Origin of the sequence: Asticcacaulis sp. SL142 (genome assembly GCF_026625745.1) — a bacterium.
In the GTDB taxonomy this organism is placed as follows: Bacteria; Pseudomonadota; Alphaproteobacteria; order Caulobacterales; family Caulobacteraceae; genus Asticcacaulis.
In genome coordinates this window covers 3,101,050-3,124,303 of the sequence record NZ_CP113061.1, presented here as the reverse complement: position 1 = coordinate 3,124,303, position 23,254 = coordinate 3,101,050, and the positions used below count along the sequence as shown (strand labels likewise).

Genomic DNA, 23,254 nt, shown 5'->3' with positions numbered 1-23,254 from the left:
ATTCGTAGGGTGATTTGCGACTCACCCACAAGGCCGGCGAGTCAACGATTCGATTTATTAACAGGATAAATATGTGCATTTTTTGGCGGTGAGTCTTTTGAATCACACAGGCGGGGAGCCCCCGCGGGTGAAACTTGGAGCGGGCGGCAAGGACAGCTTTTTCGCAAACACACAATTGCGCTTGTAACTTCGGGAAAAGAGCTGAATAAATTCAGGCAATAACAATAATCGGGGGGAATTATGTCGGAACAGATCACGCCCGTCGCGCGCAACGAAGCGGTCGATGTCTTGCGCGCCTTTGCCATTTTCGGCGTCTTTGCGGTTCATATTGCCGATCAGTTCGAGCTTTATTACGCCCATATGACGCCCGACCCCCTGACCGGGTTTGTGCTGACCTACATCATGGGTAAGTCGTTTTCGCTGCTGGCCCTGTGTTTTGGCTTGAGCTTTTTTGTCCTGATGGACCGCGAAGCGCATAAGGGCGGGGATTTTTCCGGCCGGTTTGCCTGGCGCATGGCCGTGCTGGCGATTATCGGCGTCATACATGGAGCGCTGTACCGGGGCGATGTGCTGACAGTTTTAGCCCCGATCGGGCTGGTGCTGATCCCGTTTCATCGGGTGCGCCAGAACGGGATACTGGTCGCCATCGCCGCCATACTGATCCTGCAGCCGGTGATTTTCTATCAGATGTTCAGCGCCGTAAGCGGTGCCGACTGGGCCAATGCCAAGCCCAACTTCTGGAATGGCGGCAGTTTTGAAGCCTATCAGCACGGGACGTTTATCGATGTCATCCGCTATAACCTGTTTGAAGGTCAGTACCCGAAATGGTGGTTTTTCCTTGAAACGGGCCGGGTGGCGCAAATCGCGGGCCTGTTCCTAATCGGCATAGTACTGGGCCGGATCGGCTTTTTCGATCAGCCGCACAGGTTCGCCACCGCACGACGTATATGGCTGGTGATTTTGGCCGCCGCGTCTGCGGGGCTCATCATCTATAAACCGGCGCTGATCGCGCTGGCCCCGACCGCGCATAGCCCGGTTATGGCTGGGGCCCTGTCGAATATGATATTAAGCGGGTGGACAGACCTGACGCTGATGGGCGTTTACGTGCTGGTGATCCTTGAGCTGTTTTACGGGTTCGCAGGGTCGGCGCTGCGCGTTCTCGTCCCCGCCGGACGCATGACCTTAAGCCTCTATGTGTTTCAGGCCATGGTGTGGGTGCCAGTCTATTACGGCTTCGGCCTTAACGGTTGGGCATGGCTGACACCGCCGGTCGCCATGCTGTGGGGTGTAGCCTTCTTTGTGGCCGAAGTTATATTCGCCAATATCTGGCTAAAGCGCTTCTACTACGGCCCGTTGGAATGGCTGTGGCGCGCCGCCACACAGATGAGCGTAAAGGTGCCGTTTAGAAGAGCTTAATCCTCGCCTACCGTGGCGGCGGCTTTTTCCTTGGGCTTGCGGTCTTTGAAGACCGCACCCATGTCACGTTCTTCGGTATTGGTCAGTTCTTCATCGGCGGCGGAGAACATTTCCTCTTCCTCCTCCTCGATGTGGTGAAGGTATTCGTGTTTCAGTTCCGCGAACTTCTCCGACCATTTTTTTGACCCGACATCAAGCTCGGCAATTTCATCAATAAGGTCTTCGATCTCTTTGTGTTCGGCCACCGAATGGCGGGCCTTGCTGGTCAGGTCAGGATTGGCCATCATGACCGAATAGAGCGCCTGCTCTTCGGCCGCCGCATGGGCCTTGGCCTCCAGCGCAAAGGCCGCGAAATGCTCCAATCGCGCGTCCTTATCGGCGGCCTCGATCTGCTCCAGCAGCTTACGATGCTTATTGTGGTCAGCGATCAGGGCGGCGAAGATATCGAGCGCGGATTTAGTCATGGGGGTCAGCCTCCAAAAGGTTAACCCACCCTAACCACCTAAAAATGGCTTTTCGATCAGATCGCGCCGTCAGATTATAAAGTCTGCGTATCGTCCAAAACCATATCGGGCCGCGCATCAGGGGCTGCGGCTTCCAGCACCACATTATCCATCTTAAACCCCCGCACATGCCGCGCCCACAGGCCGTAGGCCGGGGTGATCCCGAACATGCTCGGTTCCGGATAGGCGCTATCCAGTTCAGCGGGCCGACGCGCCGCATCGCCAACGGTACCGCCGCCGCGATAGGTGAAATGCACATTCGATAAGGTCACGTCCTCAATCGGATGGTCGGTCAGCCCCATGATCAGGGCCGAATAATCCGGCAATATATCGGTCGCGGTCATGTCCGATATCCGCACCCGTCGGATCGCGCCCGGCGTCGTGCCTTCCGGCCCGCGCAGCCGTGCGCCGATGCGCAGAAACAAAGGCGCGGTCGTGACTTCATTCAGGCTCAGGTTCTCGGTGACTACATCTTCGATCACCCCGCCATCGACCGTTTCCAGCGCCAGCCCGCGGGAGCGCTCAAAATGGCAGTTGCGAATGGTGATACGCCGGAAACTGCCGTTCGATTCCGTGCCAATCTTGATGCGGCCGGTGACGAGGTCCTGATCCGGCGCGCGCGCTTGCGTCCGTCCAAAGGTGCCGTCCAGCATCGTCCCCAGATCGAACCCGCTGACGCGGCAGTCTTCGATATGGATATCCTCACAATCACGGATTTCGCCCAAGGCAAAACTCGATTTCAGCACAATGGCATCGTCGTTAGGCGTGTTGACCTTGCAGCCGGTGATGCGCACGCGCTTACAGCCATCGATATCGAGCCCATCGCGGTTGGTGTCGATGGTCAGACCGTCGATCACCATGTCGGAGGCGCCGGTGGCCAAAAGCGCAAAATGGCCGCCATTTTTGATCGTAAAGCCACGCAAGGTAACGTGCTGGCAATTCTTAAGGGCGATCGATTTATTGCCCAGACCCTTCATAACGGAGACTTCCGGTGCCAGTTCGGCCATGACTTCAGCGGACAGACCGCGCATGCTGAGCGGAAACTCACCGGCCTGTTTTTGCCACTGTGACCCCGGCCCTTCGCGGGTCAAACCTTCGCCATTGATCAGGCCCGCACCGGTGATGGCGATATGTTCCAGCCCCTCGCCCCAGATCAGTGAGTTATGCCAGTGGGAGTGGCCGAAATCCTGATAGAGATCGAACGGATTAGCCTCAAACGGGTCGTACGCGCCGCTGTGGATTTTGGGATCAGCCGCGATCAGTTCCGCCCCTTCGGACAGGTGCAGGGTTACGTGGCTTTTGAGGCGGATCGAAAAACTCACATACCGCCCCGCCGGAAACACGACCACGCCAGCGTCAGTGGCTGCCGCGTCTATGGCGGCATTGATCGCGCCGGTATCCAGCGCCACGCCATCGCCCACCGCTCCGAAATCCCTGATATTGAACATGCGCGTCTCCGTTTTGGCCGGATTAGCGCAGCCCCCCTCAAAGGGCAATGTCAAACCTTACGGCACCAATATCGTTGTGCCGGTAGTGGCGCGGCTTTCCAGCGCTTCGTGGGCTTTGGCGGCATCTTTCAAGGCAAAGCGCTGATGGATCGGGATGGTGATAATCCCCCGGCCGATCAGGTCGAACAGTTCGCTTGCCGAGGCCAGCAGATCTTCCCGCGTGGCGTTATAGGCAAACAGCGATGGCCGCGTCATATAGAGCGAGCCCTTGGCATTGAGGAGGCCGATATCAAACGGCGGGATCGGCCCTGACGATTGCCCGAACGACACGAACAGGCCGCGCGGTTTGAGCACATCCAGCGATGCCGGAAAGGTATCCGCACCGACTGAATCATAAACCACATCAAAGCGCCCGCCATTCAGGTCCAGTGCCTTCGGGGCAAAGTCCTCATCCGCATAGTTGATGACGTGATCATAGCCATGGTTCAGTGCCAGATCGACCTTGGCCTGTGATCCGGCGGTGCCGATGATGTGCGCCCCCAAATGCCGCGCCCACTGCCCCGCAATCAGGCCCACCCCACCCGCGGCGGCATGAAACAACAGGCTGTGACCCGATTTCACCTCAAACGTCCGGCGCAGCAGATACTGCACGGTAAGTCCTTTCAGCAGCGATGCCGCCGCCACCTCATCAGGCACCGTATCGGGCAGCGGGATCAGCTTATCGGCGGGGACATTGCGCGCTTCAACATAGGTGCCCGGCCCATGCAGATAAACCACGCGATCGCCAGATTTAAATCCGTCAACACCTTCGCCTATGGCCTCGATGATACCGGCGGCTTCATTGCCCGGTGAAAACGGCAGGGTGGTCTTATAAAGCCCTGAGCGGAAATAGGTGTCGATATAGTTGACCCCGATCGCCGTATGGCGCACCCGCACCTCACCGGCCTGCGGCGGGGTGAGATCGACCTCTTCGGCCACCATGACGTCTGGGCCGCCGGTGTGATGGACGCGGATCGCCAGAACCATATTGACCTCCTACTATAGACTTACCGCTATATCGGCATGCCCTGGCAGGAGATCAATATGGCGACGCGAGTTTAATATTCAGCACATTTTAATTCGCCTTATGAACGTGACACAATGCTGTTAGAGGACAATGGCGCTAATTATCCAAACCTTTACGGGATCAAACAACGAACCCCCGGTATTAATAGGAATAGGAAATGGGAAACCCGTACCGTTAGTGCCAAAGAAAACACCCTGGTCAACCATCTGATCTATCTCGATAGAAATTTTATTTGGGTTAGCCTTTATTACGCCTAATATATGTAAAAAGCTTTCATGCGCGGAATCATGATCCTTACCAGCAACCGTAATCACAGCGGACATGTTTATCTCCTATTTCCATTTATAAACTTCAGCTTCAAACTCTTCACGCTCTTTAAACTCAGGTATAGAATCATAATAATCTAAAATTATATTTTTAACATTATCATCATTAATATTGTTCAATAGCATTCCTGAAATAGTCGACATTCCAGACATGCCTTTAGTAGAAATATATTTATTAAAACCAGTAGACAATTTTGTAGAATCAATATTTTCTATTATTTTCTTAAAATTTTCGTACTTTGGATTATAAAGAGCAGTATATGTTTCAATACTAGCCTCAAGCTTTAAACGATCTATATTCTTTCCTGATTGCTGAATAAAATAGGTTGCGCACATATCCCGCAACTCTCCGGTAGCTTGCCCCTTACGCCACATTAATACACACAACATCAGCAGTTCTTTTGTATCGTTTGCTTCTGTAAATATAGCGTGCACCTTATCGGCAACGGCTGCCAATGCCTGTAAATCTGCCTGCCTAAACTCAGCCTGCTTGAGCATCTGCGCCTGAGATTGCACCACCGAGGCACCCGCGCCTCCTGCGGATGCCGCAGCAATGCCTTCCCAACTTGCGACCCTGCTCTTAGCGACTTCCAGCGCCGCGGCCGCGCTGTCATGCTCGGCTTTGGCCGCGCTTTCCGCATCACACTTTTCCTTATTGGCCACCACTCTACAGTCCAACCCTTTCGCCGCGGCAACCGCCGCGTCCAGCGTCGTTTTTCGTATCTCCAGAGTGGCCTTTGCCCGGGTCGACTCCGCTATGGCGCCATTCAACTCCTCGGCCACATCAACCCCACCGCTTGCCGTCATCAGGCCAGGACCTCCAATAACGACCGGGGCGGGCCTTAACGGGGCCGTCAGTTGCTCTATCGTCAGAAAGGCCAGCATGGCTCGGTGATCGCGCGATCCCTGAATGACAAACTCATCCTCATCTATCGCCCCACTGAGGTAGCGCTCGCAGGTCCGGTAAAACGACTCACGGATCAGGTTCAGCGCCTGGGTGCGCTCAATGGCGGCGGCGGTTTCGCCGGTGGCCACAGCCCCCGCAGCCGACAGGGTTTTGTCCCTTTGGTCCGTTGACGCCAGATTGATCAGGCTGATGTTAAGATCGCCACTGGCTGAGGCCGAATAGGCACTGAACACGTCCGGCTGCGGCTCAGCGCATATGCGCGTTTGCCGAGAGAGTGGCACCTTCAGGGTTCCGCTCTGAGGCGCTCCGTCTTTGGGTGTAAACGTGGCGGATACCTCAGTTTCATCCCCTTCCCCAACCGTCGGTGTCGACACCAGAATATTGCGCTGCTTGGCGTCAATCGTGAGTGCCGAGACCTTATTTTGCCCCTTTTCCTCAGAAATGGTCCGCTTGTGATAAATGGATGATAGTTCCGCGATACTGCTGCACCCGCTCAGCACCACAGCCGATACTGCGCACACTCCGGATACCCATAGCGCCCTCTTTAACCGCATTGCAAACTCCCCTGCACGTCCCACCGTAAGGATGCTCAAAAGAATTATATTTGCAACTTTAAGTTGATTTTAACGCTTCCTAATTTCCAGATTTGGTGAAAACTTGGCAGAAATGCCACAACAGGCCCGGTCACACCCCCGGCAGACCGCAGCGTTGCAGAAAGTTGTAAGTCTCGTTATAAAACTCTGACGGCCGGGTCGGGTCGCGGTCATCGCCCTTCGGCACAAAGATCACCATGCCCTGCCGCGCGCGGGTAAGGATCACGCGGTAAGCGTTTTTCAGATAAATCCGTTGATGGCGGTCCTTAACAGACTGCCATTTCGTGCCTTTGAATTTGTTCAGTTGCCAACCGTGGCCATCATGGCGCAGGTCGGCATCCCAGCATATGCCGGCCCAGTCCAGTTCCAGCCCCTGAACGTCAAATTCGGTCGCCACGTCCTCAAGATAATAGGACGACCGCACATCCGCACGGTCATTCAGGAACCAGTTGGCAGGGTCAATCTCAGACTTTATGTGCACACCTTCGGGCTTGAGCCGCAGCGCCCCGGATGAAGCGATCAGGCCAAACCGTTCCGACCCGCGCGCGGTGTGCCGCAGCCATTCGCGGGCCGTACTCAAATCGCGGGTCAGATAGATGGGATAATGCCCTAACTTATCAAAGGCCGCCCGCGCCGCCACAGCATCGCCGTTCAGGACGTGCGACACGAAATCCGACAGAGTTTCGGCCCGGAACGACCGCATAGACACCGACAGATGCAGGTCTTCATGCAAGGTCACGGGCTCGGTTTTGATAAAGGCAGCGGCATCATGATTAAGGTCGTAATCCGGCTGCGTTATCTGGGCCGAGGCATGGACGCGCCAGTGCGGAAAATGATCGCGGATCGCCGCCATCCATTCGGATAATCCGGCCTCACCGGTGTTAATTTCCTGCCCGCCCCCGATCAGGCACACTACCGTGCACCAGTCGGCGTGCCGATCCATAACCCGCAACAGGAACTCAGGTTCAGACATATCAAAATCGGCGACCGCACGCTTTTGCTGCATGAATTTTGAGGCCTGAGCCCGCGTCCAGGCACGCTGGGCTTCATCAAAGACGACAATATGGTCTAGAGTGAAAATCAAATACCTCTCAGGCGCTTCAAGTAAACTCGTACATAGGACTGAAAAGCACTCTCTGAGAGGGAGTTTCGCACATCGTCACATGGGAAAGCGGCCCAGTTCGTGGCGTTTCTGCGCGAAAAAGTGCGAAACCATTTTTTTATTTCAGTTCCCTTGCGTATGGCGCTTGAGGAAGAGTTTTCAGAATTATCTCTGTTTTTAACTTGTAATAACTCCCAGTTATTATTGCCAGCAAGTGGTCTTACGAAGTCAACAGCCTTAACAATTGTACCTGAACACCATATCCATCCATGATCCTCCATTACATAGGCCAAGTAGCGCTCCAGCAAGTCTCCTACTAAATTTTCGGCTGCCATTGATAGCATATGCTCATTTTTTACGCGTTCAGTCTGGTCTGCAGGGACATCAAAAAACTCATTTAAAATTACGGAAACTACTTCGTCAGGAACTGTCTGAGGTGGGGATGGTCTTCTTGGGTCACGAGAATTAGCAAAGGAGTAAGCTAACTTTTCGATGTATTCATCACTACCAATTTGCGGCGAATTTCTTCCGCGTAAGTTAGTGGCGGCATCAGGTTGCCAAGCTAAAAAACGGATTAACTCAGAATATTTATCCGACAGTTCTGGACGTATGCCCATCATAGCGTCGCGAGCCTTTTGTTCGCAATTTTTAGAGAAACTCATTTCGGCACCTTGTTTATCAAACAGTGCTGATGAAATAGCAGCAGAATATTAATTTACCACTTGTCAGACGCACTCAAATCACACCACGAATGTGGATTAAATTTTGTTTCGGGTGCGAAAATATGCAAAATCCAAAACCGACCTTTATAACTACAAAAGATGTATGTGAAAAATTGGGCGTGTCTGAGCAACGTGTCAGAACGCTTATGCGGTCAGGCGCTATTTCTGGCCAGCAAGTCGGAAAACAATGGGTAACAAACGAACAAGCCTTAGAATCATATTTGAACGCTCCCAAAAAGACCGTACTCCCGGATCGGCATCGTAAGCCGGGAAACCTGCCCAAGATTAAAGCATTGTCCTTTTTTTCTGGGGCAATGGGACTTGATCTTGGTCTTGAAAAGGCCGGTATCGAAATTTTGTTGACGTGTGAAATTGATAAAATATGCCGCCAAACCATCACCGCTAATCGCCCTGATATCGCTATGCTAGGGGACATATGGGCCTATAGCGCACAGGATATCAGGCTTGCGGCAGGTCTTGGTGTTAACGACGACATTGATGTCATTGTAGGTGGCCCTCCCTGTCAGGCCTTTTCTACTGCCGGTGCCCGCCGGGGGTTTAATGATAATCGCGGAAATGCCCTGCTCAGATTCATTGATCTGATTACAGAGCTTAAGCCCAGATTTGCAGTTATTGAAAATGTGAGAGGGCTTCTATCAGCCCCAATGTTACATACACCTCATGCTGAGCGAGGCGAGGACTGGTGTCCGGCACCCGAAGAACAACCAGGCGGCGCTTTGTATCATGTCTTATCGAAACTTGAACAGGCCGGATATGGTGTCAGCTTTAACCTTTATAACGCAGCAAATTTTGGCGTACCTCAATCGCGAGAGCGCGTAATAATTTTGTGTTCAAGAGACGGTAAAAAACTGCCTCATTTAATCCCAACTCACGCCGATGGCGGAAAATATAATCTTCCGCAATGGCGTAGTCTGTCTGACGCATTGAAGGGAATGGATACTCAAACTGACTACGAGAATTTTCCTGAATCCAGATTAAAATTTTATCGAATGCTCAGTCCCGGACAATACTGGAAACATCTGCCGCAACACCTGCATAGAGAAGCCATGGGGGCTTCACTTGACTCTGGCGGGGGAAAGACAGGTTTTTACAGACGGCTTGATTGGAACAAACCGGCCTGTACGCTCGTCACTTCCCCAACTATGCCTGCCACAGATATTTGCCACCCAGAAGAAAACCGTCCTCTATCTGTGCAGGAATACATGCGCGTACAGGAATTTCCTGATGACTGGGTGTTTTGCGGTTCTATAAAAGATAAATACAAGCAGATTGGGAATGCCGTCCCCGTAGGCCTTGGAGCGGCTGTTGGCCGCGCTATTCTTTCGCACATATCAGGAGAAGAATACTCCCCACCCCCCGGCTTTCCATTTAGCCGCTACAAGGGTACAGACGAAGTCTCATGGCGTAAACAATTTCGACTACATGAGGCGAGCAGGATATCTCAAAATTCTGACAAGCAATTAAAGTTATTCGGAACTTAATTTTTGGTTTCAATGCGCATAAACCCATTAACCATTCTTAAGTTTGCGTTACCTAAACTCACCCCATGCAGGATCTGATTCACGCCGCCGATAATGTTGAGCCGTTACGGGTTTATGGCCGGGTGGCCGTGGTCAATGGTCTGCTGATCGAGGCCAAGGGCGGGCTTTCCTACATGCAGGTAGGTGCCCGCTGTGAGATCATCCGCCGCCATGCCGAGCCCCTGCCCGTCGAAGTCGTAGGTTTCCGCGAAGACCGCGCCCTGATGATGCCGTTTGGGCCCATCGAAGGTATCGCCCCCGGCGCCGAAATCCGCATCCTGTCCGATGGCGGCAAGGTTTATCCGTCACGCGCCTGGCTGGGGCGGATTGTCGATTCCTTTGGTGAAGCCATTGATGGTCTGGGGCCGCTGCCCAAGGGGCAAGTCGGCTATAATTTACGCGCCGCACCACCGCCTGCCCATACCCGCGCCCGCGTCGGTGAGCGGCTGAACCTTGGCGTGCGGGCGATGGATGTGTTCACCACCTGCTGCCGCGGTCAGCGCCTGGGCGTATTTGCCGGTTCCGGCGTCGGTAAGTCCGTGCTGCTGTCGATGCTGGCGCGCGAAGCCACCTGTGACGCCGTTGTGGTCGGCCTGATCGGTGAACGGGGCCGCGAAGTGCGTGAATTTATCGAAGAAACCTTGGGGCCAGAGGGCTTGCGCCGCGCCATTGTGGTGGTCGCCACGTCGGACGAACCCGCTCTGAAACGCCGTCAGGCCGCCTATATGACGCTGGCGCTCAGTGAATATCTGCGCGATCAGGGCCTGGAGGTTCTGTGCCTGATGGACTCGGTCACCCGCTTTGCGATGGCCCAGCGCGAGATCGGTTTGGCCACGGGTGAGCCGCCGACCACCAAGGGCTATACGCCGACCTGTTTTGCCGAATTACCCAAGCTTTTGGAGCGCGCAGGCCCCGGCCCGACCTATCCAGACGGCACCCAAGGCGGGCCGATTACCGGCCTGTTCACCGTGCTGGTAGACGGCGATGACCACAATGAACCGATCGCCGATGCCGTGCGCGGTATTTTAGACGGCCACATCGTCATGAGCCGCAATATTGCCGAACGCGGCCGCTTCCCCGCCATCGATGTTTTGAAGTCCATCAGCCGGACCATGCCGGGGTGCCAAACCCTGCCTGAGCGGGAGGTCGTGCGACAAGCGCGGCAGGTACTGTCGGCCTATACCAATATGGAAGAACTGATCCGGATCGGGGCGTATCGCGCCGGCGCCGACCCCGATGTTGACCGGGCTATTCGTCTTAACCCTGACATCGAAAATTTTTTACGTCAGGACAAGGAAGAATACACCTCTCTTGACGACTCGTTTACATTTCTAGCGCAAATTCTGACTTCGGATCAGGTGGAACCTCCACCGGGTTAAGCGCATTCCAAAAAGTGTCAGCGGTTTTTGGAATCTAATGCGCGTCAAACAAGTGTAAGGGGTTCTACACATGGCTAAGTGGGTCAAAAGCTTAATCCGCATCTCGACCTTTGAGGTGGAGACCCTGCAAAAGACCCTCGCCGAAGTCGTTACCCGCCGCACCCACGCTGAAATGAAAATCGCCACGCTCGACGCCGAATTTGAGCTGGAAACCGTACGCGCCAAGGAAGATTACAGCCTACAAATCCATATGCCCGCCTATAAAAAGGGTTGGGACGCGCGCCGGGCTCAGGTGGCCAATGATCTTAACCTCATCGCCCACGAAGAACGCGGCATCCGCGATCAACTGACCGAAGCGTTTGAGGAACTTAAGAAATTCGAGCATGTGTCCGAAGTGACCAAGCTTAACCGTCTGCGTCAGGAACTGGCGCGCGAAAATGCCGCCATGGACGAAGCGGCGCTGCGGATGAGCTACAGCCGCGCATGATGTCCCGGCGGGCCGTGCTGACCGGAGCTGTGGCTCTGGCCGGATGCGGCCAAAGTACCGCGTCGCCTCAAGGTGATGCGCCCCTGCCCCCGTTAAAGTCGCTGGCCCCGTTTGATCTGGGGGTCTGCGCCATGACCGCCAGTTTCAAAGACCCACAATGGGGGCCGCTGGCCGCCACCCATTTCGACCGCATCACGCCGGAATGGGAAATGAAGATGGAATATATTCTTCAACCCGACGGATCGCTGCGGTTTGATGCGCCCGATGCGGTGGTCGATTTCGCGCACGCCCACGGCATGAGCGTTTTTGGCCATGTGATTATCTGGTACGCGCAGGACGGCGAACCTTTCCAGCAATTGAAGGGCGATAAACGCGCTTTTGTGAACGCCTACCGCGCCTATGTCCGCGATGTCGCTGCTCATTACCGGGGTAAGGTCAATGGCTGGGATGTGGTCAATGAACCTATGCTGGATGACGGATCGGGTCTGCGCGATTGCCTGTGGATGCAGATGATGGGCGAGGATTATGTGGCACAGGCGTTGCGTACCGCCCATGCCGCAGCCCCCAGCGTGCCACTGTTTTTGAACGACTATAACCTCGAATATTATCCGAAAAAGCGGGCGGCGTTTCTGCGGTTGGCTGAGCGATTATTGAAAGCGGGTGTGCCGCTGCATGGTCTGGGCACCCAGACCCATATCGACGCCAATATCGCACCCGGTATGCTCAAGGCCGCGATCGCAGACATCGCGTCTTTGGGCCTGAAAGTCCATGTCTCGGAAGTCGATATCAGCCTGAAACCCGAAGGCATGGTATTGCCGGGGACTGACCTTGTTGCGGGTCAGGTGCGCGCACTGGACGAGATTACCGACGCCTATTTGCAGCTAAAGCCCCATCAGCAGTTCGGCATGACCATCTGGGGCCTGCGTGACAAAGACACCTTCCCGTACCGCAAAGACAACAGCGATAAACCGGTTTTGTTTGACAGCACAGGCTTTGCCAAGCCTCTGGCACACGCCTTTGCGGGCCGGTTTTCAGCGTAGAAACCTTATACTCCCCCATCGCAACCGGTTTCAGTTATGGTCACGTTGTCATATGGGGGAGGTGGATTTTTGCTTTAGCAAAAAGACGGTGGGGGGCTTGATAGCTGTTTTCAGGTTGAAGAAGCCCCCCACTGCCTCGGCTAAGCCTCGGCATCTCCCCCGCTTGATAAGGTATTTCGATACCTGAGGCTTAGTGCGGTGGGGGAGTATTAGAGCGAAGCCAAATCCGGCTCTAATTCTCTTTGGCCGGACGGATATTGGTAAAGGGCGAATCCATCACGTCCTTGGGGTCGCCCATATCGATCGGGGCCTGCGGGTCAAGGGTCGGGCGCGGCTCAGGCGCTGGCGCGACAGGTGCCTGGCGGCTGGCCGTTTCGGCCTCTTTACGCAGAAAACGCAGATCGTCAGCAATGCGGAAAATAGCGACGTAAAATTCGCAGAACGACCGCCACAGCAGGATACCAGCAAACACAAACAGCAATCCGCCTATCAGAAACGGCACCGCCAGAAACCAGCCCCACGGCGCTTCTTCGCGCATGGCGATACCAACGGTCGCGCCGAGCACACCAAAGGCTGACAGCAGCAACAGCGACAAACCCGCCCAATAGATCAGGTGAATAACCGGCCGCGTAATCAGGCGGTCAAAGGTAATCAGGTCAAAGAAAATATCGCCCGGAGAGGTCGAACCGAACACCTGCTTGATCAGACGCTTCATAAGCTGGCCACCCTTTAACCCGTCATGGGTTTGTCATTAAGGCGTTAGAAATGATTTTAACCCCGATTGTCAAGGTCTGACCTTGGGTCGCAGGCTTGCCAAAACCTATACCAAACAGGATTGAAAGGTATTATTTACCCGCAGCCATGTGGCGATTTTTTGCATTGCAAAACCATCAGTTTAACCTCACTATCCCGTCGTTCAGCGGGGGGCCGGATGATGTCATTAACTGCCTGGGTCAATCGGCTGGATTACAAATCCGCCCCCGTCATGTGGGCGGTGTTGAGCGCCATTATTCTGAGCGCACTGGTTTTGCGGCTATATCTTTCCGACATCTCCTTATGGGTCGATGAAAGCGCTTCGGTTGCCTTTGCGCGCGCGCCGGTTCAGTTGCTGTGGTCAGACTGGATGGCCCGCGAAACCAATCCGCCGCTCTATTACACGTTCCTAAAAGTATGGATGGCGCTATTTGGGGACAGCGATCTGGCGCTGCGCAGCCTGTCGATTATCGCCGGATGTACCAGCATATTCATAGCCTTCCTGATCGCTCGCGACATAGGCGGGCCGTTAGCGGGACTTTTAGCGGCACTGCTTTTGGCCATATCGTTTCAGAACATATTCTACAGCCTTCAGGTGCGCGGCTATATTTTCACCCAAACCTTTGCGCTGGCCGCCCTTTATGCCGTTTTGCGAATCATGAGACCGAGTGAGCCTCAGTCTTTGAGACGATGGGCCTTGGGCGTTTATGTCGTCAGCGTCAGCGCCGCGGCCTACTGCCATACAACCCTGATCATCCTGCCGGTCCTGATTAATCTGTTTCTCATTCCCTGGGCGCTGAAACAATGGCCCGCCAACCGGATCGTGGTGATTGAATGGGCGCTGGCGCAAGCCATCGTACTGATCCTGTGGAGTTGGTGGGGCGGCATAACCCTGCAGCAGATGAACCATGCCGCAAACATTAATTGGATACCGCAACTTAATCTGCCCGAAGCCATCGGCATGATGCGGAAAGTCTATGCGCCCAATTTCCAGTCGGTAGCGCCGGGCGGAAAATTCTGGGCCGCAGTGCTGATCGGTCTGGCCGTCTATATGGCGGTCAAATACCGCGCCCGCCCGGCCCTGATCCTGCCCCTGGTCGGGCTCGCCGTGCCGATCCTGATATTTCTGCTGAACCTGAAAACCCCCATCATGCTGCCGCGCACGCTTTACTGGGGGACCGGCCCGTTCATCGCCGCCGTGGCCCTGGGCATCTGCGCCCTGCCCGACCCTCGCGCCGCCATAGCTGCGGCCATACTGGCCATCACGACGACCGGCCTTGAGACGATAAGCCAGCGCCATACGTATCAGATGGAACCCTGGCGCAATATCACGCATACGCTCAGCCAACAGAACCCGACCGCCGTCGTCCTGACCAGCTACGAGTTACAAGGCCACCTGATGCAGCGCTATTGCGCCGAAATCAACTGCCGCCTGACCATTCTGGTGCCCCGCACTGATCCCGGAACTACGTCTTACCTGCAGTTGCATAATCAGGTTGATCTGGCGCAGGTTCCGGCCTTGCTGCCCAAGCACGGCACCCTCTATGTCACTAGCCGCCGCAGTAAGAACCTCAATGGTCTGCTCACTCCGCACGGCATATCCCGGCCCGTGGCGATTGACGGCCTGCCGGAAATTATAGCGGTGACGGAATGGACAGCGGCCAAATAGTCGTTATATCTGCCCGACAGTTTTCAGCTTTACCTTGGGGTGGATTTCGTTCTGGCTCATGACCGTGGTGGTCGGCCGGAAGCGTTCCACAATTGAGCGCACATAAGGCCTGATCTGCGGGCTGGTCAGCAGCACAGCCACTTCACCGTTCATCGAGACGCGCTCAAAAGTGTCACGCACGCCGCGAATGAAGTCCTGCAAAATGGAGGGCGCCATAGTCAGTTGGCGCTCCTCCCCCGTACCCACCAGCGATGTTGAGAACGCATTTTCCCACTCATGGCTCAGGGTCACGATCGGCAGGGTGCCGTCGTCGCCGCGGTTATGCCAGCACAACTGTCGCCCCAGACCGGAACGGACATGCTCGACCAGTTGGGTGACCGATTTGGTATAGGGGGCCGCCTCCCCCAAACCTTCGAGGATCGCGGGCAGGTCGCGGATCGAGACCCGCTCTTTCAGCAAGGCCTGCAAGACCCGCTGCAAGGTCGCCACCGGCACGACCGACGGGATCAGGTCGTCGATCAGCTTTTTCTGGTCGTCCGGCGCGTCTTTCAGCAGCTTGGTCAGTTCGGCGTAGGACAACAGATCGCTCATATTGTCTTTCAGGATCTCAGTCAGGTGGGTGGTGATCACGGTCGCCGGATCGACGATGGTGTAGCCCAGAAAGGTCGCCTCTTCGCGCAGGGCCTGATCGATCCAGGTGGCGGGCAGACCAAAGGCCGGTTCCTTCATATGCTCACCCGGCAGCTCAACCTGACGCCCGCTTGGGTCCATGGCCATCAGCGAGCCGATGCGCACTTCGCCGGATCCCGCTTCCATTTCCTTGACGCGCACCACATAGCCCTGATGGGGCAGGCGCATATTGTCGAGAATCCGCACCGATGGCATGACAAAGCCGTACTCCTGCGCCAGCGTCCGGCGCAGGGCCTTGATCTGATCGGTCAGCTTACGGCCATCCAGATCGTTGATCAGACCGAGCAGGCCCAGGCCCAACTCGATCTTGACATCATCAATGGCCAGCGTCGCGGAAATCGGCTCATCTTCCTGAACGAGCGGGGCGGGTGGCGGCAAGTCGGCCACGACCGGCTCCAGCATTTTTCGCCCGATGCGCCACGCCATGAACCCGGCCCCCAGCGATATACCCGCCAGCGGCAGGATCGGCATCCCCGGCACCAGCGCCAGCACGCCCGCCGCCGCCGACACCATGCCGAGCACGACCGGATTTTGCGCCAATTGCGCGGTCAGGGCCTTATCAGCGGAACCATCGACACCGGCCTTGGACACCAGAAAACCGGCGGCAATCGAGATAATCAGGGCCGGGATTTGGGTGACCAGACCGTCACCGACGGTAAGCTGAATATAGGTTGAGGCCGCTTCACCGGCCGGCATCTGATGGTTGATAATGCCGATCAGGATACCGCCGACGATATTGATGGCGGTGATCACAAGGCCTGCGACCGCATCGCCGCGCACGAATTTCGAGGCACCGTCCATGGAGCCGAAGAAGTTCGATTCCTGCTCGACCTCTTTGCGGCGTTTCTTGGCTTCGTCTTGATCGATAATGCCTGACGACAGGTCGGCATCGATGGCCATCTGTTTACCCGGCATGGAATCGAGGCTGAAGCGGGCCGACACTTCGGCGATCCGGCCCGAACCCTTGGTGATGACGACAAAATTGACCAGCAGCAGGATGGCGAAAATGATCACCCCGATGATGAAATTGCCCTGCATAATCAGGTCGCCGAACGCCTTAATGGTCTGACCGGCGGCGTCGTGGCCTTCGTGACCGTGGGTCAGGATCAGGCGCGTTGAGGCCAGGTTGAGCGACAACCGGAACAGGGTCGTGACCAAAAGCACGGTCGGAAAGGCTGAGAACTCAAGCGGCTTTTTAATCAGCAGCGCCGTCATCAAAATCAGCACGGCTGAGGCAATCGACATCGACAACAGCACATCGAGCAAAAATGCCGGCAGCGGAATGATCAGCATGACGATGATCAGCATGACGCCGACCGCCATGATGACTTCGCCGCGCTTCAGCCAGCCGCCAATTTCGGAGACCTTAAAGGGCTGGACACCCGTAGTTGTTGCCGCTGCGTCCGCCACCAAGGCCCCCGAATTACTCGAACTCCACACCGAAGACACACTTCGGGCGCTAGGCAAAATTTACCCGATGGATGGTGAACAAGTGGTTAATAAGGATTAACTACAGCTACCTCCTCCCCATATAATGGGGAGGTGGATCGGCGCGGAGCGACGAGACGGAGGGGTACAACGAATGTAGCGCAAGATACCCCTCCGTCAGCTTTGCTGACACCTCCCCATGAAATGGGGAGGAGAATATATACTAGGCCGCATTAGCACCTGATTGCGGGGCAGGCACGGGCACACCGGCGTCGGAATATTCTTTCAGCTTATTGCGCAGGGTGCGGATCGAAATGCCTAAGATATTGGCGGCATGGGTGCGGTTACCCAGACAGTGCGACAGGGTATCTAAGATAAGCACCTGCTCGACCTGCGCCACCGTGGAACCGACAAAGGTACGCGCCGCACTCTCGGCGGCTTGCGCGGCACGGCCCACATAATCAAGGCCAATCGGGGCCTCGACATTGAGCGGCTTACCGTCGGGCAGGCGAATAGCCTCGGCATCAATCTCAGCCCCGGACGATAACAACACCGCCCGGTGCATGGCGTTTTCCAGCTCACGGACATTGCCGGGCCAGTTATGGGCCTGAAGGCGGCGACGCGCTTCGTTCGACAGGGGCTTAAGCGCAATACCGTTGGCCTCTGAATACTTCTTGGCGAAAAATTCCGACAAGGCCATGATATCGGCCGGACGTTCCCGAAGCGGCGGCAGCGCCAGATTGATGACGTTCAGGCGGTACAGCAAATCCTCGCGGAAAGTGCCTTCCTTGACGGCCGTGGCCAGATTGCGGTTGGAGGTCGCCAGCACGCGGATATTGACCGGCACGGGTTTGGCCCCTCCGACGCGGTCAATGACCCGCTCCTGCAGCGCGCGCAGCAGCTTGGCCTGCAAACGGGCATCCATTTCCGAGATTTCATCGAGCAGCAACGTGCCGCCATCGGCCTCTTCGAACTTACCGATCCGGCGGGCCATGGCGCCGGTGAACGCGCCTTTTTCGTGGCCGAACAGTTCCGATTCCAGCAGATTATCAGGTATCGCCGCGCAGTTGACCGAGATGAACGGCTTTTGGGCGCGCTTTGATTTTTCGTGCAGGTAACGGGCCATGACCTCTTTACCGACCCCGGACTCACCGGTGATCAGGATCGAGGCATCGGACGCCGCCACCTGATCAGCCAGTTTCAGCACCTGCTGCATGGCCGGATCTTGCGTCACTAAGGGGCGCTGATCATCGGCCACGGCGGCCAGCACCGCCGCAATCAGTTCCGCATCGGGCGGCAGCGGAATGAACTCCTTGGCCCCGGCGGTTATGGCTTGCGCCGCCTTGCGCGGATCGGGATTAACGCCGCAGGCCACGACCGTGATGTGTATGTGCTCCAGATCGCACGACGCGATAAGCCCCGCAATATCGAGCTCATAATCGACCATCAGCAGATCCGCACCCTGGCCTTTGCGCAGGGCATCTAACGCCTGCTGGCAACCCTCGACATGGGACACCTTGGCGCCCGTATCCATCACCATCTTGACCGCGACCGACATCTGACCGCTTAATTTTCCGACTACCAAAAGTCTCATGGGTTTTTCCTTTGCGGTTAGCTGCTGCTGTCTTCGGACTTGATGATTTCAGTCATGGTAACACCTAAGCGCTCATCAACCACCACGACTTCGCCGCGTGCCACCAGCCGGTTATTGACGTAGATATCGATGGCCTCACCGACCTTGCGATCCAGTTCAAGGATCGAGCCCTGCCCCAGTTTGAGCAGTTGTGCGACCGACATGTAGGACTTACCCAGCACCGCTGAGATATTGACCGGCACATCAAACACAGGTGCCAGATCAGCGGCGGTTTTATCACCGTCGTCTTCGGGAACGGCACCGGAAGCGCCCGTTTCGCCAAACTCTTCCAGTGAGAAATTCTCGGCCATGGTCAGGCCTCCCTTTTCACGGCAGGCGCCGTGGGTTGGTGATGATGTTGATCGGCCGCCAGCGCTTCACGCAAAGCGGTATCGAGCGCGTTTAACACCCGCTCCGGGTCGAACTCGGCGCGGCCATCGGGCCACATCACCTCGAACGCCCCGGTAGGCATGGTGGTTGAGGTGCGAAAGGTGATCGCCCCCGTAAAACCGGCCAGGGTCACGGCTTCACGCGCCGCCCCTTGCAGGGAGGCATCGGGATTAGGCACTGAAACCACCAGACGCGGGGCGGTATCGATCTCATGGGTCAGGGCCTCTAATGTCGCCTTGAGTGGCGCTTCGGGAAACTGGTTGAGGGCTTCGGCGCTGATTTTTTGCGCACACATCAGCGCCAGTTGCGCGCAGGCGGCCTTGTGTCTGGCGGTGGCATCCTGGAGATGCGACAAGCCATGATGAGCGGCATCGGCCAGAGCCTGCAGCGCCTGTGCCTGCGCCAACTGGGCGCGCGCCAGCGCCGATTGTTCACCGTCATGATAGGCATTAGTGCGCAGGGTTTCGACCTCTTCGGGGGTGTAGCTGCGCTTTTGGATTGGGGCACGCGTCACCTGACCGGCGTCACCAAAGACGGTGCCGAAGTCGAATTTTTTATGAACCGGCTGGGTCATGACGATATCTCCTCCCCTGCACAGCGGGGGAGGTGGATTTTGCGATAGTAAAAGACGGAGGGGCCATACCCCGCCGCCATTGCCCCTTCCGTCAGTTCGCCCCCCTTTAGCCCTACATGCGCCCTGACACCTCCCCCGTAAACAGAGGAGGAGGAATGGCAAATGTTCTTAATAAATAAGCTCATCATCGCCTCCCTGACCGGCCAGCATGATTTCGCCCTTGGCCGCGAGGTCTTTGGCGACCTGCACCATGGACATCTGCGCACCATCAACATCTTTAAGGCGCACCGGGCCCATCGCATCCATGTCGTCGCGCATGATCTTGGCCGCACGCTCAGACATGTTGGACATGAACATATCGCGCAGAGCATCGGACGCCCCCTTAAGGGCCATGGCCAGTTGATCCTTTTCGACCGCCCGCAGCAGGGTCTGAACCCCACCGGGGTCGAGTTTCGACAGATCCTCAAACACGAACATGAGCGCGCGGATACGCTCCGCCGACTCGCGGTTGCGTTCCTCCAGCGAGGTGATGAACCGGCTTTCAGTCTGGCGGTCGAAATTGTTGAAGATTTCGGCCATCAACTCATGGCTGTCGCGCTTTGAGGTGCGCGCCAGATTGGACATGAACTCGACCCGCAAAGTCTGTTCGATCTTATCGAGGATTTCGCGCTGCACCGGCTCCATGCGCAGCATCCGCTGCACGCATTCCAGTGCGAAATCTTCCGGCAGAGCGGCCAGAACGCGGGCAGCGTGGTCGGTTTTCACCTTGGACAGCACCACGGCCACGGTCTGCGGATATTCGTTTTTCAGATAGTTAGCCAGCACGGCTTCATTGACGTTGCCGAGCTTGTCCCACATGGTCCGGCCCGCCGGACCCCGGATTTCCTCCATCAGGGCATCGACCTTATCGGCCGGCAGGAAGGACGCCAGCATCCTCTGGGTCTGCTCAAACGAGCCCATGATCATGCCGCCGTTATTCAGGCTTGAGACAAACTCCAGCAGCAGGTCTTCGACCACATTCGAGGTCACCGTGCCCAGCGACGACATGGCTTGGGAGATTTCCTTGATCTCTTCTTCGTCAAGCGCCTGCCACAACTGCATATGGTCTTCGCCCAGCGCCAGCAACACGACGGCGGCCTTTTCGACCCCGTTCAGCTTTTTGGCATCATCAATAAGGTTTTTACGCGCCATGACTGCCCCTTAGCTTTCGTGCAGCCAGCTACGCAGGATCGACACCGACTCATCCGGGTGGCGCTCCACGAACTCAGACACCTTCTTGACCGAGGAGGCCTTCACCTGACCTTCGATCTTGGCCATATCGATGCTGGAGGTATCCGCCGGCAGGGCCAGGCCACCGGCCTGCGCCGCCAACGCCGCCTGTTGAGCCTCCGGCAACATGGCCGCCTGCTCCGGCGTCAGGGCGACGGTGAAGTTATTGGGCAGACCCGCCGCGCCGCCGGGGCCTGCGGTGCCATTGATGAACTTCATCAGCGGACGGGCCACAAAGAAGATGATCAGAACCGCCACGACGACGAGGATCAGCATTTCAATGGCGCGCATGATATCGTTTTTGTCGAAATCAAACATACCGCCTGCAGCCCCCGTACCTTCAGCGATCTCACCCGGATCACGGCTGAAACGGACATTGGCGACCGAAATCACGTCGCCCCGCTCGGCGTTAATGCCCACGGCGGCGCGCACCAGCTCTTCGATTTTGGCCATGTCCTCAGCCGAGCGCGGCGCATAGGCCGGTGCGCCCTGACCATTAGCCGCCGGGGTCAGCACGCCGTCCACGACCACAGCCACGGCCAGCTTTTTGACCTGCCCCGGTGCCGTGACTTCGGTTGTGGTGGTGTTTGAAATCTCAAAATTGGTGGTTTCTTCGGTCGCCCCCGAACTGTTGGTCGCGGTCGCCGCCCCATTGGCTTCCTGACCGCCCGGAATATTGGCCGCCGCCGTAGTCACGCCGTTCGGGTCAGGCTGGGACGAAGAGTCAGTGGTTTCCGACGTTTTGGTCGAGCGCACCACCTGACCATCAGGATCATACTGTTCCTGCTTTCGCGTGGTGGTGGTGGTATCAAGCTCTGCGGTCACCGTCACACGGGCCGCACCCACGCCAACCACGCCTTCGACAATATCCTTGATGCGTTTGCGCAAGGTTTCTTCGACTTCGTTCTTACGCTCGGCACCGGCCGCGCCCAGCGCCGAATCATCCTCACCACCCGCCGCCAACAGACGGTTCTTGTCATCGACCAGCGTAATGTTCGAGGGCTTAAGGTTCGGCACGGCCGAGGCCACCAGATTGCGGATCGAGCGCACTTCATCGCCGGTCAGTTGACGGCCCGAAAGACCGACCACCACAGAGGCGGTGGGTTGGGCGGCATCTTCCTCAAATAACTGGCGCTTGGGCATGACCAGATGCACCCGCGCCGAGGTCACGCCTTTTAGGGAGCGGATGGTGCGGGCCAGTTCGCCTTCCAGTGCGCGCTTGTCATTAAGGTTCTGCACAAATTCGGTCTGGCCCAGCGCCGGTGCATTATCGAAAATCTCATAACCGACTGACGCCGCCGTCGGCATACCTTTTTCAGCCAGCATCAGACGGGCGGTCGCGACCTGATCGCGCTCAACCATGATGGTCGATCCGTCGCCCCTGGCGGAATATTTAATACCGGCCTGATCAAGGGCAGCGGTGATTTCCGAAGCTTCTTTAAGGTCGAGATTGGAGAACAGCAAAGATTGCGGCTGGGTAGCAAAATGCAGCATGACCGCCGCCAGAACGGCGGCGATGCCAATCGCCACGCCGACGATCGCGGCCAGACGGCCTATACCAAAGCGCTGAAGGAAACCTCCGCCCTGCTGGGTAATATTAAGTGTCTGACCCTGTGCCGCCACGCTGTAACTGCCCCATTAAATTCTGGTCGCGCATTCGCATGCGCTTGAGGCGAAGCAGCCTTATGCTGATCACCGCTAGGCAGTAATTTCCCAGTGAAGAGTAAACGAGCCATTAATAAATGGCGTTAAGACGTTAAAAAGGCCGATAATTCAGAGCTTTTATCCACATATCCTTAAAACGCATTAAGGTTCCGGGCACCGGAAACACTTCAATGGCTAAAATGCGAAAATTCCCACAGGGCTTAGCCCGCGGGAATTTTCACAATGCAAATCCGCTGAAAACGTATTGGGCGTTTACGCCCAAACTTTTCTGCGAGTTTTAACGGTACTGCTGGATGCGCGTGGTGCGCAGGCCTGCCATACCGTGCGATTCAATCGACTTCTGCCAGGACAGAAATTCTTCGGAGGTAATGCGATAACGCTCGCACGCCTCATCGAAGGTCAACAGCCCGCCGCGGACTGCCGCCACGACCTCTGCCTTGCGCCGTATTACCCAGCGTTCCGTCCCCGGAGGAGGCAGATCGTTGAGCGTAAGCTTTGCTCCAGTTGGACCAATCACGTATTTTTCGCCTTTGTTATCGCGGCGTTGTTCTTGCAGCATGACTTTTTCACGCCTTTCTTACCATCACCATTGAGAGCCAATATACCCCAAGGGCTTAAACATCAGCTTAATCGCCATAGTAAATATATTACTA

21 protein-coding genes are annotated in these 23,254 nt (G+C 56.3%); 6 read left to right on the top strand and 15 right to left on the bottom strand.

Translation table 11 applies throughout. The features are described from left to right. Window positions 1–240: 240 nt before the first annotated feature. The gene (locus tag OVA03_RS14250) at window positions 241–1,416 is read left to right on the top strand and encodes a DUF418 domain-containing protein (protein ID WP_267525706.1); all 1,176 of its coding nucleotides are present in this window, start codon (window positions 241–243) and stop codon (window positions 1,414–1,416) included. Here OVA03_RS14250 and OVA03_RS14245 read toward each other — a convergent pair. The 7 genes from OVA03_RS14245 to OVA03_RS14215 form a co-directional block, all read right to left on the bottom strand. Further along, window positions 1,413–1,880 carry a hemerythrin domain-containing protein gene (locus OVA03_RS14245; protein ID WP_267525705.1) on the bottom strand — a complete coding sequence of 156 codons (468 nt, stop codon included), beginning with the start codon at window positions 1,878–1,880 and terminating at the stop codon, window positions 1,413–1,415. The genes OVA03_RS14250 and OVA03_RS14245 overlap by 4 nt on opposite strands. A 74-nt stretch (window positions 1,881–1,954) precedes the next feature. After that, complete coding sequence (locus OVA03_RS14240) at window positions 1,955–3,367, bottom strand: glycoside hydrolase family 28 protein (RefSeq protein WP_267525704.1); 1,413 nt, start codon at window positions 3,365–3,367, stop codon at window positions 1,955–1,957. 57 nt (window positions 3,368–3,424) lie between these two features. Further along, the gene (locus OVA03_RS14235) at window positions 3,425–4,393 is read right to left on the bottom strand and encodes a quinone oxidoreductase family protein (RefSeq protein WP_267525703.1); all 969 of its coding nucleotides are present in this window, start codon (window positions 4,391–4,393) and stop codon (window positions 3,425–3,427) included. A 120-nt stretch (window positions 4,394–4,513) separates the two neighbouring features. Next, a complete protein-coding gene (locus OVA03_RS14230) occupies window positions 4,514–4,756 on the bottom strand; it encodes a hypothetical protein (protein ID WP_267525702.1) in 243 nt (80 codons plus the stop codon). Between the two features lie 9 nt (window positions 4,757–4,765). Further along, window positions 4,766–6,220, bottom strand: a complete 1,455-nt coding sequence (locus OVA03_RS14225) for a hypothetical protein (protein WP_267525701.1) — start codon at window positions 6,218–6,220, stop codon at window positions 4,766–4,768. 130 nt (window positions 6,221–6,350) lie between these two features. Beyond that, a complete protein-coding gene (locus tag OVA03_RS14220) occupies window positions 6,351–7,343 on the bottom strand; it encodes a DNA/RNA helicase domain-containing protein (protein WP_267525700.1) in 993 nt (330 codons plus the stop codon). Next, window positions 7,340–8,023 (bottom strand): SinI family restriction endonuclease, encoded by a 684-nt coding sequence (locus OVA03_RS14215; RefSeq protein WP_267525699.1) that lies wholly within the window; start codon window positions 8,021–8,023, stop codon window positions 7,340–7,342. Before OVA03_RS14215 ends, OVA03_RS14220 begins: the two co-directional genes overlap by 4 nt. A gap of 122 nt (window positions 8,024–8,145) precedes the next feature. On the opposite strand from OVA03_RS14215, the gene OVA03_RS14210 reads away from it, so the two are divergent. The 4 genes from OVA03_RS14210 (at window position 8,146) to OVA03_RS14195 (ending at window position 12,530) form a co-directional block, all read left to right on the top strand. After that, entirely contained in the window at window positions 8,146–9,585 is a 1,440-nt protein-coding gene (locus OVA03_RS14210) for a DNA cytosine methyltransferase (RefSeq protein ID WP_267525698.1), read from the top strand. 65 nt (window positions 9,586–9,650) lie between these two features. Next, window positions 9,651–11,003, top strand: coding sequence for a flagellar protein export ATPase FliI (gene fliI, locus OVA03_RS14205; protein WP_267525697.1), 1,353 nt, complete (start codon window positions 9,651–9,653; stop codon window positions 11,001–11,003). Between the two features lie 70 nt (window positions 11,004–11,073). Continuing rightward, window positions 11,074–11,490 carry a flagellar FliJ family protein gene (locus OVA03_RS14200; RefSeq protein WP_267525696.1) on the top strand — a complete coding sequence of 139 codons (417 nt, stop codon included), beginning with the start codon at window positions 11,074–11,076 and terminating at the stop codon, window positions 11,488–11,490. Beyond that, window positions 11,487–12,530 carry an endo-1,4-beta-xylanase gene (locus tag OVA03_RS14195; RefSeq protein WP_267525695.1) on the top strand — a complete coding sequence of 348 codons (1,044 nt, stop codon included), beginning with the start codon at window positions 11,487–11,489 and terminating at the stop codon, window positions 12,528–12,530. Before OVA03_RS14200 ends, OVA03_RS14195 begins: the two co-directional genes overlap by 4 nt. Before the next feature lie 232 nt (window positions 12,531–12,762). Here the strand turns inward: OVA03_RS14195 and OVA03_RS14190 are convergent, their stop codons facing one another. Beyond that, window positions 12,763–13,245: a DUF4282 domain-containing protein gene (locus OVA03_RS14190; protein ID WP_267525694.1), complete on the bottom strand. Its 483-nt coding sequence runs from the start codon at window positions 13,243–13,245 to the stop codon at window positions 12,763–12,765. A gap of 216 nt (window positions 13,246–13,461) precedes the next feature. On the opposite strand from OVA03_RS14190, the gene OVA03_RS14185 reads away from it, so the two are divergent. After that, the gene (locus OVA03_RS14185; RefSeq protein ID WP_267525693.1) at window positions 13,462–14,952 is read left to right on the top strand and encodes a glycosyltransferase family 39 protein; all 1,491 of its coding nucleotides are present in this window, start codon (window positions 13,462–13,464) and stop codon (window positions 14,950–14,952) included. Between the two features lie 3 nt (window positions 14,953–14,955). Here the strand turns inward: OVA03_RS14185 and flhA are convergent, their stop codons facing one another. From flhA to OVA03_RS14150, 7 genes are all read right to left on the bottom strand, one after another. Next, window positions 14,956–17,052: a flagellar biosynthesis protein FlhA gene (flhA, locus tag OVA03_RS14180; protein ID WP_420710429.1), complete on the bottom strand. Its 2,097-nt coding sequence runs from the start codon at window positions 17,050–17,052 to the stop codon at window positions 14,956–14,958. A 241-nt stretch (window positions 17,053–17,293) separates the two neighbouring features. Then, complete coding sequence (locus tag OVA03_RS14175; protein WP_267525692.1) at window positions 17,294–18,664, bottom strand: sigma-54 interaction domain-containing protein; 1,371 nt, start codon at window positions 18,662–18,664, stop codon at window positions 17,294–17,296. Window positions 18,665–18,681: 17 nt separating this feature from the next. Beyond that, a complete protein-coding gene (fliN, locus tag OVA03_RS14170; protein ID WP_267525691.1) occupies window positions 18,682–19,014 on the bottom strand; it encodes a flagellar motor switch protein FliN in 333 nt (110 codons plus the stop codon). A gap of 2 nt (window positions 19,015–19,016) precedes the next feature. Further along, on the bottom strand, window positions 19,017–19,667 hold the full coding sequence (locus OVA03_RS14165) for a flagellar assembly protein FliH (protein ID WP_267525690.1): 651 nt from the start codon (window positions 19,665–19,667) through the stop codon (window positions 19,017–19,019). Window positions 19,668–19,835: 168 nt separating this feature from the next. Further along, window positions 19,836–20,858 carry a flagellar motor switch protein FliG gene (fliG, locus tag OVA03_RS14160; RefSeq protein ID WP_267525689.1) on the bottom strand — a complete coding sequence of 341 codons (1,023 nt, stop codon included), beginning with the start codon at window positions 20,856–20,858 and terminating at the stop codon, window positions 19,836–19,838. Between the two features lie 9 nt (window positions 20,859–20,867). Further along, on the bottom strand, window positions 20,868–22,559 hold the full coding sequence (gene fliF, locus OVA03_RS14155; protein ID WP_267525688.1) for a flagellar basal-body MS-ring/collar protein FliF: 1,692 nt from the start codon (window positions 22,557–22,559) through the stop codon (window positions 20,868–20,870). Between the two features lie 319 nt (window positions 22,560–22,878). Continuing rightward, complete coding sequence (locus OVA03_RS14150; RefSeq protein WP_189484364.1) at window positions 22,879–23,160, bottom strand: DUF1153 domain-containing protein; 282 nt, start codon at window positions 23,158–23,160, stop codon at window positions 22,879–22,881. Window positions 23,161–23,254 lie beyond the last annotated feature (94 nt).